17 protein-coding genes and 1 pseudogene are annotated in these 17,133 nt (G+C 44.3%); 11 read left to right on the forward strand and 7 right to left on the reverse strand.

Features of this window, described 5'->3' with window-relative positions:
• The first annotated feature begins 160 nt into the window (after window positions 1-160).
• Both ACIFQM_RS10205 and ACIFQM_RS10210 read left to right on the forward strand, forming a co-directional pair.
• Window positions 161-859, forward strand: coding sequence for a 4'-phosphopantetheinyl transferase family protein (locus tag ACIFQM_RS10205; RefSeq protein WP_430044050.1), 699 nt, complete (start codon window positions 161-163; stop codon window positions 857-859).
• An 84-nt stretch (window positions 860-943) separates the two neighbouring features.
• Window positions 944-2,533 carry an amidohydrolase gene (locus ACIFQM_RS10210; RefSeq protein WP_430044048.1) on the forward strand — a complete coding sequence of 530 codons (1,590 nt, stop codon included), beginning with the start codon at window positions 944-946 and terminating at the stop codon, window positions 2,531-2,533.
• 72 nt (window positions 2,534-2,605) lie between these two features.
• Here ACIFQM_RS10210 and ACIFQM_RS10215 read toward each other — a convergent pair whose 3' ends face one another.
• The 3 genes from ACIFQM_RS10215 to ACIFQM_RS10225 all read right to left on the reverse strand — a co-directional run bounded on the left by ACIFQM_RS10215 (window position 2,606) and on the right by ACIFQM_RS10225 (window position 5,741).
• A complete protein-coding gene (locus ACIFQM_RS10215; RefSeq protein WP_430044046.1) occupies window positions 2,606-4,228 on the reverse strand; it encodes an S-layer homology domain-containing protein in 1,623 nt (540 codons plus the stop codon).
• A 155-nt stretch (window positions 4,229-4,383) separates the two neighbouring features.
• Complete coding sequence (locus ACIFQM_RS10220; RefSeq protein WP_430044044.1) at window positions 4,384-5,235, reverse strand: DegV family protein; 852 nt, start codon at window positions 5,233-5,235, stop codon at window positions 4,384-4,386.
• A gap of 32 nt (window positions 5,236-5,267) precedes the next feature.
• Window positions 5,268-5,741: a hypothetical protein gene (locus ACIFQM_RS10225; protein ID WP_430044042.1), complete on the reverse strand. Its 474-nt coding sequence runs from the start codon at window positions 5,739-5,741 to the stop codon at window positions 5,268-5,270.
• A gap of 219 nt (window positions 5,742-5,960) precedes the next feature.
• Between ACIFQM_RS10225 and ACIFQM_RS10230 the strand changes: the two genes are divergently transcribed.
• Window positions 5,961-6,344, forward strand: coding sequence for a DUF423 domain-containing protein (locus ACIFQM_RS10230; protein ID WP_430044041.1), 384 nt, complete (start codon window positions 5,961-5,963; stop codon window positions 6,342-6,344).
• Between the two features lie 109 nt (window positions 6,345-6,453).
• Here the strand turns inward: ACIFQM_RS10230 and ACIFQM_RS10235 are convergent, their stop codons facing one another.
• Window positions 6,454-7,005: a hypothetical protein gene (locus ACIFQM_RS10235; RefSeq protein WP_430044039.1), complete on the reverse strand. Its 552-nt coding sequence runs from the start codon at window positions 7,003-7,005 to the stop codon at window positions 6,454-6,456.
• Window positions 7,006-7,758: 753 nt separating this feature from the next.
• The gene (infC, locus tag ACIFQM_RS10240; RefSeq protein ID WP_430043219.1) at window positions 7,759-8,274 is read right to left on the reverse strand and encodes a translation initiation factor IF-3; all 516 of its coding nucleotides are present in this window, start codon (window positions 8,272-8,274) and stop codon (window positions 7,759-7,761) included.
• A 227-nt stretch (window positions 8,275-8,501) separates the two neighbouring features.
• Between infC and ACIFQM_RS10245 the strand changes: the two genes are divergently transcribed.
• The 7 genes and pseudogenes from ACIFQM_RS10245 (at window position 8,502) to ACIFQM_RS10275 (ending at window position 15,556) form a co-directional block, all read left to right on the forward strand.
• Complete coding sequence (locus tag ACIFQM_RS10245) at window positions 8,502-9,497, forward strand: ABC transporter substrate-binding protein (RefSeq protein WP_430043218.1); 996 nt, start codon at window positions 8,502-8,504, stop codon at window positions 9,495-9,497.
• Window positions 9,494-11,542, forward strand: coding sequence for an iron ABC transporter permease (locus tag ACIFQM_RS10250; RefSeq protein WP_430043217.1), 2,049 nt, complete (start codon window positions 9,494-9,496; stop codon window positions 11,540-11,542). The genes ACIFQM_RS10245 and ACIFQM_RS10250 overlap by 4 nt, the downstream gene beginning before the upstream one ends.
• A 65-nt stretch (window positions 11,543-11,607) precedes the next feature.
• A complete protein-coding gene (locus ACIFQM_RS10255) occupies window positions 11,608-11,919 on the forward strand; it encodes an ArsR/SmtB family transcription factor (RefSeq protein WP_283655317.1) in 312 nt (103 codons plus the stop codon).
• Between the two features lie 261 nt (window positions 11,920-12,180).
• Window positions 12,181-12,711: an NAD(P)H-dependent oxidoreductase gene (locus tag ACIFQM_RS10260; protein ID WP_283655318.1), complete on the forward strand. Its 531-nt coding sequence runs from the start codon at window positions 12,181-12,183 to the stop codon at window positions 12,709-12,711.
• Between the two features lie 200 nt (window positions 12,712-12,911).
• Window positions 12,912-13,253 (forward strand): annotated as a pseudogene (locus tag ACIFQM_RS10265) (MFS transporter); the annotation flags it as partial.
• Between the two features lie 326 nt (window positions 13,254-13,579).
• On the forward strand, window positions 13,580-14,893 hold the full coding sequence (locus tag ACIFQM_RS10270; RefSeq protein WP_430043214.1) for an AAA family ATPase: 1,314 nt from the start codon (window positions 13,580-13,582) through the stop codon (window positions 14,891-14,893).
• A 3-nt stretch (window positions 14,894-14,896) separates the two neighbouring features.
• A complete protein-coding gene (locus ACIFQM_RS10275; protein ID WP_430043211.1) occupies window positions 14,897-15,556 on the forward strand; it encodes an RloB domain-containing protein in 660 nt (219 codons plus the stop codon).
• 191 nt (window positions 15,557-15,747) lie between these two features.
• Here the strand turns inward: ACIFQM_RS10275 and ACIFQM_RS10280 are convergent, their stop codons facing one another.
• Window positions 15,748-15,978, reverse strand: a complete 231-nt coding sequence (locus ACIFQM_RS10280; RefSeq protein WP_430043210.1) for a helix-turn-helix domain-containing protein — start codon at window positions 15,976-15,978, stop codon at window positions 15,748-15,750.
• Between the two features lie 45 nt (window positions 15,979-16,023).
• Complete coding sequence (locus ACIFQM_RS10285; RefSeq protein ID WP_430043208.1) at window positions 16,024-16,263, reverse strand: helix-turn-helix domain-containing protein; 240 nt, start codon at window positions 16,261-16,263, stop codon at window positions 16,024-16,026.
• Between the two features lie 191 nt (window positions 16,264-16,454).
• Here ACIFQM_RS10285 and ACIFQM_RS10290 point away from each other — a divergent pair, with 191 nt between their 5' ends.
• Window positions 16,455-17,102: a hypothetical protein gene (locus ACIFQM_RS10290; protein WP_430043223.1), complete on the forward strand. Its 648-nt coding sequence runs from the start codon at window positions 16,455-16,457 to the stop codon at window positions 17,100-17,102.
• Window positions 17,103-17,133 lie beyond the last annotated feature (31 nt).

Here is a 17,133-nt window from a genome sequence, read left to right on the forward strand (position 1 = left end):
CTGAATAGCTCTTCATGCTGGTGCCTATCACCTGTCTGATGATGCGATGTGAGCAACAAGAGGGTTCTATCCCAATTGTATCCATATTGAATTGAAAGTGCTAGAGTAGTATATTGACCAGGTGTACACCGCACATTTATTACGGTATAGGGGGCCAACCATGGAAATATATGCGATTGACACGAGCAAGCCGGAGGCAGACGGTCATTACGAGTCACTGCTGAACCGGGTTTCGAATGAGAAGCGGCAGAAGCTGGATCGTTTTTTACATCGGGAAGATGCTTTAAGAGGCTTATACGCCGATGTGTTGTTAAGGTGGGTGGCCTGTAGGCAATTGAAGGTTTCCAACGCCAGTCTTCAATTTACATATAATGCTTTCGGCAAGCCTTTCTTGTTGAATGCACCCGCATTCCATTTTAATGTTTCTCACTCAGGAAAATGGGTGGTATGCGCCGTGGATGATCATTCGCTCGGCATCGACATTGAACAGCTTCGTCCTATTGATTTTGAGGTGGGAAGGGTGTGCTTTTCGGACACGGAGTATGATGCGTTGATGCGTCAAGAGGCGGAGAGTCGCTTATCCTATTTTTACGATTTGTGGACGCTCAAGGAAAGCTTTGTGAAGGCCGAAGGGCAGGGATTAACGCTGCCGCTAAAATCATTTTCATTCGAATTAAGTGAGCGCCCGTTGATCAGTTTTACGACGGAAGGCTTTACTACCGAGTATTGTCATTTTAAACAGTATGAGATCGATGAACATTATAAAATGGCTGTCTGTGCAATGCATGACCGCTTTGCGCATCTGGTGCAGCAGGTAGATATACATACACTATGCCTGGAATCGGCAGCACAGGCGTGATATGAAGCAACATCCGACTGCACAGTGGCGCTATAGTAACTTTTTAGTTCGGTATATATATTTGAAAAAGGGAGATGAGCCGCGTTGACGCTAACACTGTTCAAGCATGGCAAGCTGTATGGGGACTGGGCTGCCAAGGGGGATTCAATCATTGTACGAAACGGCAGCATACAGGCCATTGGACAAGCGCGGGAGCTTGAATTGCAATTGTCGGGTAAGGAATATGACACGGTGGATTGGGATAACGCCTATGTGTTGCCGGGCTTGGCCGATTCACATATGCATTTGTCCATGCATGGCATGAAGCTGGCGATGCTGGATTTTACGTCGGCTACCTCGAAGGAGGAGATGCTTGATATGCTGCGCAAACGGGTTGCGCTCACACCGTCGGGAGAATGGATTTTAGGGCTGAACTGGAACGAAAATGCGTTTATTCCTGTTGAGATTCCGACCATCTCAGAGCTGGATGCCATTACGGATCAGCACCCGGTATATTTGACTCGTACATGCTTTCATACCTTTCTGGCGAATTCAGAAGCGTATCGGCGTGCAGGTATTGGCGAGAACACTCCTGATCCTGCTTCGGGAGCCTACGGAAGAAATGCGGATGGACAGTTGAACGGATTGATTTATGAGGAAGCGTCCACTGCCTTTACAAGTGTGCAGCCAGAGCCGGATTATTCGGTTAAAAAAGATGCGATCCGTCGAGCCTGTCTGGATGCGCTACGACTTGGTCTGACGGCTGCGCACACGGAGGATTTGCGTTTTCTGGGCAGCGTGGACACCATGCAGCGGATTTACAGGGAGCTAAGGGAGGAAGGCATTGCTTTTCGCACGCATCAGCTCATCTATCATCCGTTCATGGAGGAAGCGAAAGGGAAAGGGCTGCGTGCTGGTGGCGGAAATGAGTGGTTTAAAATCGGTGCGGTAAAAATGTTTGCCGATGGCGCGATTGGTGGAAGAACTGCGCTATTGTCTGCGCCCTATAGCGATGCTCCACATACCAGTGGCATGGCGATTCAACCGCAGCTGGAGCTGAACCAGATGGTGGCGGCTGTCAGAGCCGCAGGTTTTCCGGTCGCTGTACATGCGATAGGAGATGGGGCGGCGCATATGATTTTGACCGCGATGGAAGCCCATGCGCTAACGGAGGAAAGCGGCTTGCCGGATCGTCTGATCCACGGACAGGTGCTGACTGCCGATTTGGTCAAGAGAATGGCCAAGCTGCCACTGATTGCAGACATCCAGCCGCGTTTTGTAGCAAGTGATTTCCCGTGGGTGCTGGATCGGGTTGGCGAGGGACGTACCGAATATTTGTATGCCTGGAAGAAGCTGCTGGACGCCGATATTCCATGTGCTGGCGGCAGTGACGCGCCGATTGAGCCGTTGGACCCTTTTCTGGGTATGCATGCCGCTGTGACCCGGTCCAAGCCGGGAGAGACGCATGAGGGTTATCTTCCCGATGAAAAGCTGGACATTCACGAAGCGATTCATCTGTTTACCCTCGGAAGTGCAGTGGCTGCGGGAGAAGCGAATGAACGGGGTTCGATAGCAGTAGGGAAAGCCGCTGATTTTACGGTTATTGACCGGGATTTATCGGAACGCCCTCAGGTTTTGCTTGACGTTAAAGCACGTATGACGGTTGTGAACGGAATCGTTGCGTACCGGGCATAGGCGAGCGAAAGGGAAGTATGCAAAAAAACCTTCAACCTCACGCTAAAAGTGGAGTTGAAGGTTTCTTGGCTTTTACAAACCACGCTGTGCGAAGCGGTCTGCATTTTTCACACTGGACCATAGATCAGAGCTTGCCCCACCCACATACCAGTAGGCGAAGCCTGCGACTCCTTTATCCTGTCCCAAACGGTATTTACGGGTGAAGGATCGCCCTTCCTCCAGCCATAGCTTATGAAGCTGAGTATCCTTGTAGGAAACGGTGTACTGCTGAATATCCTCATGCCAGACCGGTTTGGAGGTGGAACGGGATACAAGCTGATTTTGCTCAATCAGTGAAATATCAGACGAAGTGACCGATTGACCACTCGCATTGAGGGTCCAGTTTCGTGTGAATAAAGGCAATGCCAATATCGCTTTATCCGGGTCGGTGGTTAGTAGAAAGCGCCGTACGCTTTCACGGAGCCACGGTAATGAGGATACGGAGCCGGGAGTTGAGCCGCCTCCCCAATGTTCGTCATACCCCATCAGAATCAAATAGTCTGCCGCAGCGCCAAGCTGCTTATAGTCAAAGGCGGCTGTCCAGTCTGTACCGTAATCAGGAGATACACAGATCGCCAGCACAGCATTCAGGCTTTTTAGCTTGGCTTTTAATTGTTGGATGAACAGCGTGAGCTGGGTACGATCCTGCCCATCTACATTTTCAAAATCAATCACAAGCCCATCCAGATGATGAGTAGATACGGCATTCGCAAGCTGAGTTATGGCTTTGTTCCGTAAAACCTCACTGGACAGGATTTGGTGCGTCATCGTTAGATTCGAACGGTTCCCTACCATCGCCCAGACTTTTTTTTGATGCTGCTTGGACCAGGTGAGGAGCGAGGTGTTTGTAAGATCGCTAATATCACCCGTTTCATTTAGAAAAAACCAGCGCGGTGACAGGGTGTTGATGTTAGATTGAAGCACTGAGCTTTCAAACTGTTGAACGCTCTGGTCATATTGCCAGCCTAGTCGGATGGAAGATGCCGTGGACGCTGTTTTGGAGACATGCTGTGTTGAATACGACAGCAGCCGCTCCAGAAGTGCTGCTGTTTCTTCGCGGGTCAGGGAAGCTGTCGGGCGAAATTGGTTGTTTTCCCCCTTCATAAAGCCGTAACGATTCACGGTGGTTACAGCCTCAAGAGCCCAATCTGCAATTTTGTTGCCGTCTGTAAAAGTGGAAACCGCTTCTCCTGATCTCGTCGAGCGTATAAGGCGTGCGATCATCAAGGCTGCTTCTTGCCGGGTTACAGGGCTGTTGGGTTGAAACGTGGCGGATGATCCGCCCTGCACCACATCAAGCTGGGAGGCTGCTTCAATCCATCCGTAGTACCAGGCTTGTTTGGATACATCCCGATAGGAGGAGACCGATGCTTGTACAGGCTCCAGACCGAGTGTGCGATCCAGCGCGGTAACCCATTCGGCTCTCGTAACCGCCTTTTTGGGAGAAAAGTAGCCGGGCTGTGTACCTGCCAAAATTCCTTTGGCGTGCAGTGAGGTGATGGATTGATAAGCATAGCTGTCTGAAATATCCTGAAAAGCCACACCGACTGCGGCTGCGGGAACGGTTAAACATGAAGCGGATGTAGTTATTATCGTCAAGGCGGCAGTCGCCAGCAGGGTCAGTTTGGTTAGCAAGCGTGATCGTATGGGGCTCATACACTATAACCTTCTTTTTTATGATAGATTGTCAGACGAATCGTTCGTCACATGACGACTAATACTATCAAAAATAGTAAAGTTATTCATTGCTAAATTGTTGGAAAACACAAAAAAGACCTTACCTGTAGAGGCAAGGAGCTTCACAATCGAAACTATTCTTTTTTGGCATACATTATACCAATCGTCTGTGGACCACAATGACTGGAAACCACACAACCGGCTGTTGTCAGCAGCACCTCTTGCGCTCCCGTCTCTTCCTGTAAACGGGCTTGCAGCATCAGCGCATCTTCCTCAGCCAAGGCATGTACGACAATAATGATGTCGTTATCCATATGTTCCCGCTGGTTCAGGGCATTTTGCAGCATCTGCTCCAGCGCCTTTTCACGTTTGCCGCGGACTTTGTACGCAGGTGTCATTTTTCCGTCTATTACTTTGATCACCGGACGAATTTTGAGCAGGCTGCCGATTAGATTTTGCATGCCTGAGCATCTTCCGCCCTTGTATAGATACTCAAGCGTATCTATCACGAATTCCGTTTCGATCAGGGGGCGGGTTCTCGTCAACATGTCCACGATCTGTTCCATTGTACTGTCGTTGGCTGCGGCGCGTGCGGCCTTCATCACGAGTATGCCAAAGCCGCACGACAGATTCAGGGAATCGAAGACGGTAACACGGCCTTTTGGGAACTCGGAAGCAGCAAGCAGCGCATTTTGATAGGTTGAGGACAGCTCGGAAGACAGACTGAGATATAAAATGTCGTCCCCTTGTTCTATGTAGGGAGCAAAGGCTTGAATAAAGTCCGATGGAGAAGGTGCAGCGGTTCGCGGCAAATGCCCCTTACGACTTACGCGCTGAAATAACTGCTCTGGCTGGATATCTACACCATCCCTTAATGATTCATCCCCAAACACCGTGTACAAGGGTACAATGCCAATCTCGTACTGTTCGCGCCATTGGACTGGAATATCACTGGTACTGTCTGCAAAAATTTTGATTTTGTTCATACATTGAATCCTCTCTGTGTGATGCGGAGAAATTATAAGGATTGCACAGAGGAAGGATACATATCCGCTGTGTTATTCGGAACGGCAAGACCCATGGCCAGAAGTGCAATGAAGCCCAGAATAATGAACGCATTAATGATTAGCCCTGCAATGGCAAAGGCTTTCTTACGGTTCTTCAACGCAATTCCAATAATGCCGACCACAAGCCCGGCGCAATTCAATAACAGACTGCCTAAAAATACAAAAGGAAGCAGGACGGTTCCGGTTTGTTGCAAAACAACTTCCGGGTCCAGAGTTTGGTATTGGCTGAAATGAGCCAACAGATTAATGACCATAACAGCCAGAATGATATACCCGATCAGGCTGACGAGCGACATAATAAAAGAAGCAAGACCGGGACCGGAATGCTTGAGCTTGACTGGAGGCTGGAAGACAGGAGCTTCTGAAAAAACAGGATGCTCCTCAGACGCAACAGGCTTTTGCAGATTAGGATCTTGGTTACTCATCTTTTCAACTCCTTTAACATTATCCGAACAGGTACTAATTTTCCACAAAATGAACAAAAAAGCAAGGGACCTTACACATTACCCTTCAAAAGGCAGGGTTTAATCATGGAATTCTGTAGGGTTTAAATTAAAATGGAATGGCTGGCAAACTTCATATGGATTCGATAAAATAAGGAGATAGCTTGGATGAGAGCATAAGATGAAAAGGAGTACACAAACATGCAACGCAAATGGATAATTGTAGGATCTATAATGATGCTGCTGGCGGTAGCTATTGGAGCGTTTGGGGCTCATATTGTGAAAACACGGATCGACGCAGATGCATTGGCAGTGTATGAAACGGGTGTGAAATATCATATGATTCACGCTGTCGGTTTGCTGATCATTGCATTGGCTGCGGGACAGTGGGGAGCGTCGACTCGTTTAAAATGGGCAGCGCGACTGCTGTTTACGGGAATCATTTTGTTTTCCGGCAGCTTGTATGTGCTGAGCTTGACCGGGATTCGTGTGCTAGGTACCATTACCCCGCTGGGGGGCGTGTGTTTTATCGCAGGTTGGCTTTTGCTGGCATTAGCTGCCTGGGGTTTGAAGAAAGAGGATTAATTTAACTTCCCAGGTAATATCCAAAAAAGAGAATCGCTTGGAAAGACATAACGTTTTTCCGGCGGTTCTCTTTTTGTCGTGTTTATTTCATGCTGTAAGGGCTTTACTTTTACGATGTGATTTCATCAATTTCATTCATTTTAAAGGAGTATACTTGCTTCTCATCTACATGGTACACACTCAGTAAGCTATTCTCATGATCCAAATTAAGGATGCGACATGGGATGCTTCGTTGTCCGCCATAGCGATTTACGATTAGCCGTACAAGTGTATTATCATGTATATAGCGTTTGATCCAATCATAGGTGCTAAGTTCTTGTTGTGGTGCAGGCTTCGGCTGTATGTGGGATTGTTTGATCTCTTGAACGACAGGTGGCTTGTTCGTAGGAGCGACATTAGATTTCTTTTTGGAAAACTTCTCTGCTAGCGCAGTAGCAGCATCAGACGAGCCGTTAGCGGCTGATTGTTTTTTTAAGTGTAATGCAGCCTCAATTAAATTACCAAGCTCAATACCGGACTGAATCCGACTATCTGCAATTTGTTCATGTTGAGTCAAGAGGTTAAGCAGGAACTGAAGGGCCTCTACATTAGAACGACCTTTAACTAATACATCTACATTAAATAAATAACTGGTTTCATCTTGATTTGATTCTTTTTTCATACATCCTCCAGCCCAAGCCCTGGGTAATTAGTCTTTTATAGTACCTATCAATATATCATTAAAACGTAATCTGTCATAGTACCTTAGGCTCTGTTATGGAGATTAACAAAAATAGGTCCTGTATAAACTGTATATCAATGGTGTGTTCACATTCATTCACCTACACAAACGCGAAAATACTGTATACACAAGAACCCCGTCGGATAAAGTTTTGTGAAGTCCTGCAAGTGATCACCAATTGATGAAAATACCAACTTATACTATACATATACAGAGAATAAACGAGAGTGAGGGTGAAATCAAGCAGTTTGAATTTTAAATATTTCCTTTTTATTTTTTTCACTTGCTGTTTATAGATAGCATGTTGGAACCCTAGCATAAATAACGGCAAGCTCGTTTGAATGGTAAGTGTTGGAGCATGTAAAGTGTTCGGAGTGTCATACCTGTATTTTTGGCAAGCTGCCCAGTCGATAAATAATCTCCTTTGCTCAATAGGTTCTCCCTCCTTCCCATGCATTGATTTTCCAGTATAGCCCACTAGGTTAGTATACTTGGTGACGTAACGTCACCAGCAAGTTAAATTTTTCGATAATTGAGTGTGTGGAAAACAGGGACCCTGCTGTATGGTTATCACTATGATTTTGATGAGGAAGGTAGAAGGGGGCCGAAACGGCCCCCTTTTTCATTCTGTATAAACAGCCTGTTTTTGCTTTGAGATGGGGTTCGCCGGATAAAGAAATGATACTGATTTACTCAACGCGGATTTAATTTCACCTGTGAGCCCTTGCCGCCTGTCTGGATTCCGGTTTCTTTCATTCCAGCTTCTTTCAGATCGACCAATAGCCGCTCTAACACCGCTTTGGCGGCAGCCGCTTCCTTTGCGACGGACGATTTTACAACCAACTGCACGGGCTTGCCGGAGCGCAGATGTTTGTCTGCTTGGCGCAGCTTCGTGTCGTAGTCATGTTCCTCGATATGAGCAGTGAAGCGAAGCTCCTTGACCTTTTCCTTACTGCTCTTTCCAGCCATGTTGCCACCGCTCGCTTTGCGTGTTCCGGTTTCCTTCTGCGCGAGCGTTTTTCCCTTGCCCTTAGCTACTAGGCTACATGGCGGAGGACTGCTCATCAGTGATGTACAGACCAGATCCATTCCTTTGGATCGGGCCATAGCCAAGGCTTCCTCTCTCGAGACGATACCGATCTTCTCACCGTTGAGTCCAGTGAGCATGACCTCGGAAGCCTTTATTTGCTCGTTGATTAATACTGCCACGTAAATGAAGCCTCCCTTAAAAACAATGATAAAGCTATCATATACGGAACCCGTTTGCGATTCAATTTGGAATTCCGAGTAACGGGCAGATGGTGCTTTCCAATGCGACATAGTACGTTTCTTTAGTACAATCTTGGTTGACAAAAACCATCAACCCCTATACTCTTTTACTGATAATGATTATCATTTTCTAATGAGACATATACATGCAGAGGTGAATGAGAGAAATGAAAAAGATGTTGAATGGCCTATTATTGTTTACGGTTTTTGCTATTGTATTGGCGGGTTGCGGATCAGTAGGGGATAGCTCGAAGCTAGGAGCCACTTCCGGGTCTGAGCAGACCAGCAAAGCGGCTGGGCCGGTTACGGTTAAAGACGATCACGGGGAAGTCAAGCTGGACAAGCCAGCGGAACGTGTCGTTGTCCTGGAATGGGCGTTTACCGAAGAGCTGATCGCGCTAGGCGTGCAGCCTGTTGGTAATGCGGACAACGAAAACTACAGGCTGTGGATAACGCCGGAGGCGAAACTGGCTGACTCGGTCACTGATATCGGTACACGGGGCGAACCGAATTTGGAAGCGATCGCGGCGCTCAAGCCGGACCTTATTATCTCAACCACAGGCAGTAATGCAGCGATCTACGAACAGCTTAAGGGAATCGCACCAACGATAGAATACGATTTTTTCAAGGGAAAAGGTTATGATTATGATCGTATGGTTGAAATCTTTAAGCAGATCGCTGTGGCTACTGGAAAAACGGAGCAGGCTGATAAAGTCCTAAGTGACCTTGACCAGCATTATATTGAAGCAAAGGCTACATTGGAAAAAGCGGATAAAGCAGACTTGCACTATGTGCTGACTCAGGCTTTTACAGTTCAAAATGCTGCCACCCTACGAATGTTCGAGGATAATTCGCTTGTAGTAGAAACGCTTGCGAAAATCGGTATGGTGAATGACTGGAAGTCGGACAAAACCGAAAAAGATGGATTCAGCACTGTGGGCATCGAGGCTCTTCCTGCGGTACAGGACAGCCATTTTATCTACATTACGCAGAAGACGGACGATGTATTCGGAGCCGCGATGAAGAACAATTCAGTCTGGAAAGAACTGAATTTCGTCAAAGAAAAACGGACCTATCCACTGGACGGAACAACGTGGACGTTCGGGGGCCCAATCTCATCTAAAGTGCTGGTTGACCAGGTGGTGGGTGTTCTGACGAAATGACCCAAACAGGTACAGCGGTTTTATCGAAGGCCTGGCGTGTAGGAAGCATTTTTGGGGGCGGCTTGGCCGTCCTTATTACGCTTTTTTTGGTAAGCTTGTGCTATGGAGAGGCGCCGATCCCGCTGCATACGGTCATCGAGGCGTTGACCCAGCGTCAGAATACGCTTGAGCATAATATGGTTTGGGATCTGCGGATGCCGCGTACGGTCATTGGAATCTTGGCTGGCGGTGCGCTTGCGATCGCCGGTGCCTTGCTACAGGCCATCACCAAAAATCCGTTGGCGGCTTCTGATACACTTGGAATCAACGCGGGTGCCTATTTTGTGGTCGTGCTTGGCGCGGTGATGTTCCCCGGATTGCTGCATCAGGCTCCGTTTCTGTTTGCCGCCTTCGGCGGCCTGCTGGCAGCGGTGCTTGCTTACTTTATGGGCGGTGGGCGAGCTGGCAGTCCGATCCGGCTGGCGCTTGCTGGCCTCATTGTGTCTATGGTGCTCGGTTCGTTTACCGGAGCATTACATATTTTTTACTCCTTTGAAACGCAGGGATTGTTTCTCTGGGGTTCCGGTTCGCTTGTGCAAAACGATTGGAGTGGCACTATTTATGCTTGGCCCTGGGTTGTAGGGCTCTCGGTTATCGCGGTTTTGCTGTCGAGGCAATTCGATGTGTTGGATCTGGATGAGTCCACATCCACGTCCCTTGGGCAAAAGGTGGGCTTGACCCGGGCGGCGGGAATTGTATTGGCAGTCCTGCTGTCGACCATTACGGTCAGCGTCATTGGGCCCATCGGGTTTGTAGGCTTAGTGGCTCCGCATTTGGTGCGCTTAAGCGGCCTGAAAATGCACCGTTGGGTGCTGCCTGGTTCCTTCCTGTGGGGGGCACTGTTGTTGACGGGCGCTGACGTGCTGGCGAAAATGGTCCACCAATCAAGCATGGATCTGCCGACTGGAGCGGTAATGGCATTGATCGGGGCCCCTTGGTTAATTTGGCTTATCCTGTGGAGGATGAAACTGCCTTCTGGCATCGGCGGACAGTCTTCAATGAACATAGGTGTGCGCTCTCGGAAATTACCGTATGGCAGGCTGGTCACATTGTTTGCTTGTGGGGCCGTGCTGTTAACCGTCCTCAGCCTGATGTTTGGAGGAATGCGCATTCCGGTGGGCGATCTGCTGTCTGGCCTGTTCGGCGGTGAGAGCGCGAATTCGGCTTTGCTGCAATTTAGAATTCCACGCACGCTGGTGGCGGCCGGGGCTGGTATCGCGCTTGCGGTCAGTGGTGTCTTGATCCAACTAGCTGTTCGCAATCCCTTGGCGGATGCCTCGATCATCGGGGTTTCTTCTGGAGCGGGATTCGGCGCGCTTGTAGTGATTATCGTCTGGCCTGGGCTGCCTGTTTATGTGCTGCCAATCGCGGCGATCGCTGGAGCAGCAGTTTCAGCGGCAGTGATTTTTTTTCTATCCTGGAAAAAACATCTGAATCCGTCTGTTGTCATATTACTCGGCATCGCCGTATCAGCGATCGGAGCAGCCGGAATTCAGGTGCTCATTATCCAAGGCTCGCTGTGGGGCAGCGCCGGTTATATTTGGCTGACCGGTAGTACCTACGCTCGAAGCTGGGCGCAGGTGACGACGATTCTGGCCTTTCTGCTCGTGTTGTTGCCAGTAGCCTGGTGGCTAGCTCGTCGCTTCGATCTTCTGGTGTTTGACGATAGCAGCGCCATGGGACTGGGGCTTCCGGTGCGTCGCACCCGGCTGCTGGCGATGGCAGTGGGTGTGTTGCTGGCGGGAGGAGCCGTAGCCTGCGTGGGTACGATTGGCTTCATCGGGCTGATTGCTCCGCATATCGTACGCACATTGATCGGGCACCATGTGCGCCGTTCCATTGTCTTGTCGAGCATCTTGGGAGCGGTGATGCTGGTGTTGGCAGATACGATTGGACGGACGGTGCTTGCGCCGACGGAGATTCCTTCCGGGCTGCTGATCGCTCTGATCGGTGCGCCGTATTTCCTGTACTTGATGTATCGCTCCAATCGTAGTAAATCAGTGTAGTTGAAGTGGTACACAAATCTGGATTTTATATTTACAAATCTAATAAAGTAGATATAATGTACTGTATGGAACCGTCATTGATTTATAAAGCTTTGTCTAATGAGACACGCCGACTAATTATGCTGTGGTTAAAAAATCCAGAGGAATTTTTTGATGAACAGGCTTATTTAAAGCAAGGGCTTAATCTTCGAATTGGTGTATGTGTGGGGGATATTCAGGCTAAAGCAGAACTTGCACAGTCTGTTATCTCAAGTTATTTATTAACGATGCAAAAAGCTGGTTTGTTGGAGTCTGAGCGAATTGGGAAGTGGACGTACTATCGTCGGAACGAAAAGACAATACAGGAATTTGCCGAGTACATCCAAAAGGAACTATAACAGAAAGGAGGTTTTTTTCGTAAAATACATCTATAAATCTGTATATATAAATATGATTGGAGCTTACTTTTAATTATGAAACAGGATAACTCTTTGCTTATTATTATTTTGGCTTTAGTGTTCAAAGTAAATTAAGTATTAGACTCGGAAAATAAAGATGTAGACTGAGAAAATAAAGTGTTAGACTGCCGGTACTGCGTTAAGCTAACGAGCGTTCATTTTATTATCAAGATATAAATAATACTTAAGGAGGACAAATCTTTGAAAACTCTTGTTATTGTAGCGCATCCCAGCATGGAAACATCCGTCATTAATAAGCGGTGGGTAGAAGAACTGAAAAAATATCCAGAAAAGTATACTGTTCACGAGTTGTCTAAAGTTTACCCTGATGGAAACATTGACGTGGAAAAGGAACAAAAATTGGTTGAATCTCATGGTAATCTTGTTTTGCAGTTCCCTATATATTGGTTTAATTGTCCGCCTCTCCTAAAAAAATGGTTTGATGATGTTTTAACTTATGGATGGGCTTTTGGTTCAAATGGAGGAGATAAATTCAAGAATCGTAAAGTTGCTTTAGGTGTATCTGCAGGAATCGAAAAGCTGGATTATCACGAAAACGGAAGATATCAATATACGCTTGAACAAATACTGGTTCCATTTAAAATGACATTCCTATATTGCGATGCAGATTATCGTTCGTTCTTTGCATTTTATGGTGAGGAATATGATCGATCTGAAGAAACTGTGGAAAAAAGCACTGAAAATTATTTGAATTTTGTTGACAACCTATAATATGCATCTATATTTCGTTTGGAAGTTACCCATCAAAAAAATTGATTCATTTGAAGAATTAGTTTGTGAACTCACCACGACTGATACCGATGTTAAGCTATCGGGGGACGTTAGTTGAATGACAACAGCGGCAGTCTAAGACTTTATTTATCAAGTCTTGGTCTGCCGCTGCTTCTTTTAATGGATCAGTCTAAAACTATATTTTTACCGAACATTTAGGCGTATTCGGCATTATTACAACGGAAATGGGGATTATAGGTGTTTTACCCCAGGTCACTCAAAATTTTAATATATCGACTTCACAGGCTGGCTGGCTTGTAAGTGTATTTTCTTTAGTCGTTGCTATTTCAGGTCCATTCCTGACCTTACTCGTTTCCGGTATAAATCGCAAAGTCATTCTCTTAACCGTTGTACTCAGTTTTGTGATTTCAAATTTGGTTTATGCTTTTACAACCGAATTCAATTTGATGCTCATTTTCCGCATTTTCCCTGCTATTTTTAATCCTGTCTTTTTTTCGGTTGCCCTAGTGGTCGCAGCCAAGCATGGTTAACGACGGAGACGAAAGAAGCTCCCGAATTTGGAAACAGCTTGTTTATTTCACACTTGGGAATACACCAGCTTATCTGGAGCGGAATGATGTTTACGCTTCTGGCTTTTTTAACAATCATCATAAAAGTAAAAATGTTCAAATCGAATGCAGAGGAAGTAAACATGAGTTAAAATATGTGTTGATTAACTCCCAATTAGTATGCATTAATTATTTTGAAATATATTGTGAAATTGCATAGAATATTTGACTATTGTGAAGTATAAAGCATATATTGGTTTTATATTTTGTAGGATTATTGCAAAATGGGAGGTATTCGTATGTTACTTGAGTTTAAAACAAAAAACTACAAATCGTTTAAGAGTGAACTTGTTTTTTCCATGCTACCGGCACCCAAGCAAAAAGGACTTGATTATAGTGTCTTAAGTGAACAAATAGGCTCAAAGGTGTATAAAGGATTATGTAGTGCAGTGGTTTATGGCCCAAATGCATCTGGGAAAACGAATCTTATTGGGGCAATGGAAGTTTTTAAATCAGTTGTTTTACGAGGAGACATTCGTAACAGTGACGGGAGAAACGAGCCCAATGTTGCTCTTAATAAATTAGAGTTAATTCCTAATGCAGAAAACAAGGAAAGGGAACCGACCTTTTTTTCTATTAAATTTATTGAAAGTGGACTTCTACTAGAATATAAGCTATTACTTGATTTTGGTAAATTTCTAGAAAAGGATTATAAACGGAAAATTCTTTCTGAATCTTTATTCATCGATGATACGATGATTTTTTCACGGAATGATACATTAAACTTGGGGAACTTGAAAATAATTGAGAATTATTGGGTCAATGGATTTAGGGATAGTGAAGCTGGTGTTGCTAATTTGGCTAAGAATAACTTAAATGATGAAGAATTATTTTTGATGAATGGCTTTAAGGTGATGTTCAGTTCAAAACTTGTCAACATTATAAGTAGCTGGCTTGAAAACAAACTTACTGTCATTTATAGAGCAGATGCTGTTCAAACCATTAGCGTTCTTCCAAATCCCAAAGAGAAGACAGTCTACATTCAGAAAAGTTTCAATGAAGCTGCTCGAATGTTTGGTGTTAGTTCAAATAGACTTGGACTTATAGTGAATGAAGAGGATTCTAAGCCTACGCGCATTTCTATTTTAGACGGAGAAAGAGCAGTATTATCAGAGGTATTCGAGTCATATGGTACGATTCGATTTTTAAATATATTCCCTCTAATTGAAAGGGCACTGATTAGTGGGGGAACCTTAATTGTTGATGAATTCGATGCTTCACTTCACCCTATGGCCTTAATGAGTATCATTAATGTTTTCCATAACGATGATATTAATACGAAAAATGCACAGCTTATATTTAATACCCATAACCCTATATTCCTAAATTCCAATCTATTCAGACGTGATGAAATCAAGTTTGTTGAGCGTGATGAAGTTACACACTTTAGTACCCACTATTCTTTATCTGACTTTGGTACTTCTGGAGTAAATGCTGTGCGGAGACATGAAGACTACATGAAAAATTATTTCGTTAGCCGATATGGTGCAATTAAAGATGTTGATTTTTCAACTATATTTGAAAATCTGTTAAATAACAATGAAGAGGTATGACAGATGTCTAAAATGAAAAATACTCGAAAGTATTATTTTTCTGTGGAGGGCGAAACAGAAGATTGGTATTTAGAGTGGCTCCAAAAAATAATAAATAGCGAGCCTTCAGCTAGGTTTAAGGTTTCTTTAGACAGCAAGATTGAAAAGAATCCTTTAAAACGAGCAAAGTCGATTCCCATAACTCAAAAAACTGAGATTACACATTTTTTTGATTGTGAGAGCAATGATGCTGTGCATACTAAACAATTTATCGCAACATTAAATTTACTTAAAGATACTTCGAAATTAGGGAAGCAGATTAAATATAATTTAGGATACAGTAATTTTACCTTTGAGTTATGGATGGTTTTGCACAAAATAGATTTTAATACAATTCTTACACATAGGCGGCAATATCTTAAACCAATAAATAAGGCATTTGGGGAGAATTCTTCAGAACTAGATCAATATAAACAGAAAGTTAATTTTAGAAGAGTGCTTAGTAAAATATCATTAGTTGAGGTAAGAGCAGCAATTGCACGATCCAAGGGGATTATGCAGAGAAACAAGGAGAATGGATTTACTATGAATGAATATAAAGGTTATCAATATTATATGAGTAATCCTTGCCTCTCTGTTTGGGAGTCTATTGAGAAAATACTAAAAGACTGTGATTTACTATGATAGTTTCGGTATTAAAAGGATTTTGAAATTATTGTAATATTCATAAAACTGTATAGTAGCAGTTAGAAATGTGTTCAAGGAAGTGGCGCCTTTGCGGCAGTAATCTTGTCCGATTATTAGTAATGTATTAAACGTGGGACCCGTAAAAATAACTCTTTTCAGAGTCTATATTTTACGGGTCCCCGTTTTATTTAGAGCTTACGAATTTCAAATAAATCGTTAGGAGTAATATTGAAATAGACACACAATTTAGTGATAAGAGAGGCAGGAATACGCTTATTCTCCATATCCTTATTATGCATTAAATCCATAATCGTTGTTCTTCTATGGTTAATATCCTCAGATAGCTTCAATACAGACACATTGTGCTTTTCAATTATTTCTCCCAGTTTACAATATAAGACCCAATCCTTATTATCCATTAAAAAACCTCCAGAGGTTCCGTCCAAACTGTATGACACTAAATGTTATTCATTAAGTTTGCGAATTTCAAATAAATCATTAGGAGTGATATCGAAATAAACACACAATTTAGTGATTAAGGTAGCTGATATTTTCTTTTTTTCCATATTGCTATTGTGCACCAGCTCCATAATTGTAGTTCTGCGATGTCCAATTTCCTCAGATAATTTTAAAACAGACATGTTATCGTGCTGTTTTAAAATCTCATCCAACTTGCAATGTAAAATGTAGCTTTGTTGATCCATAGAGGCCTCCAGATGACTTAGAATAAAATATTGCACTATGAAAGTGCATGTGATATATTGTGTTTATATAAAGTTGCATCATGAAAGTGCAATTAGTTCGTAACATATTATCATTTTATCAAAGGGATGTACAACATACCCTTGGCTTTGCTATTGCCATTTTTTCCAAAAATAGAATTGGGGATGATACCATGATGCCAAATACTAAAGCCAACAAACAAGCCATTAAAACCATTGTTCGTATGGAACAGGTTTGGGAGCAAACAGAAGAAAACGAAGAAGCCGGGCTGCACTACTATCACATTACAGATGCCCTCAACCGCCAATGGCAGACCATTGGGGTGAATGTTACTGATGCAATTCAAGTGTTTGAGAATGGGAACGATGGAGTGTGGACACGAATAATTCAACCAGCCCCATTTTACCCTGACCTGACTACTCACGATTTAATTCATATGCTCAGTATTGGCCCGGAGGCTTGGCATATACGCAACGCTATCCAAATCATATTGAATAACGTGGAAAGACGCAATGCATTTGTGAATCGCATCGTGAATGTGAATGACGAAGATGTATTGAATCTATTATACAATATGAAAAATGAATTTCTTAAGCGCGATCAGCTTTCAAACCAGAAATTCATGGATTTATATGCTGTAAACCCTGTAGAGGCGTTATCGGTCTACTTTCTGGAGTCTGTGGATGTTCATACATATTGGGAGTGGAGCGAGGCAGGGGGTACATATAGTAAAGCCATTCAGTACAAGCAAATGCAGCCTGGAATGACTTTAGCTGAAGCTATTGAAAAGGCAGAAGATGAAGCCAGAGCAGGCTACTAATATCGTGTGCTATCATGTTTTTAACCATTCT

The sequence above is a fragment of the Paenibacillus sp. NRS-1782 genome (assembly GCF_050467685.1).
Taxonomy (GTDB): Bacteria; Bacillota; Bacilli; order Paenibacillales; family Paenibacillaceae; genus Paenibacillus; species Paenibacillus terrae_A.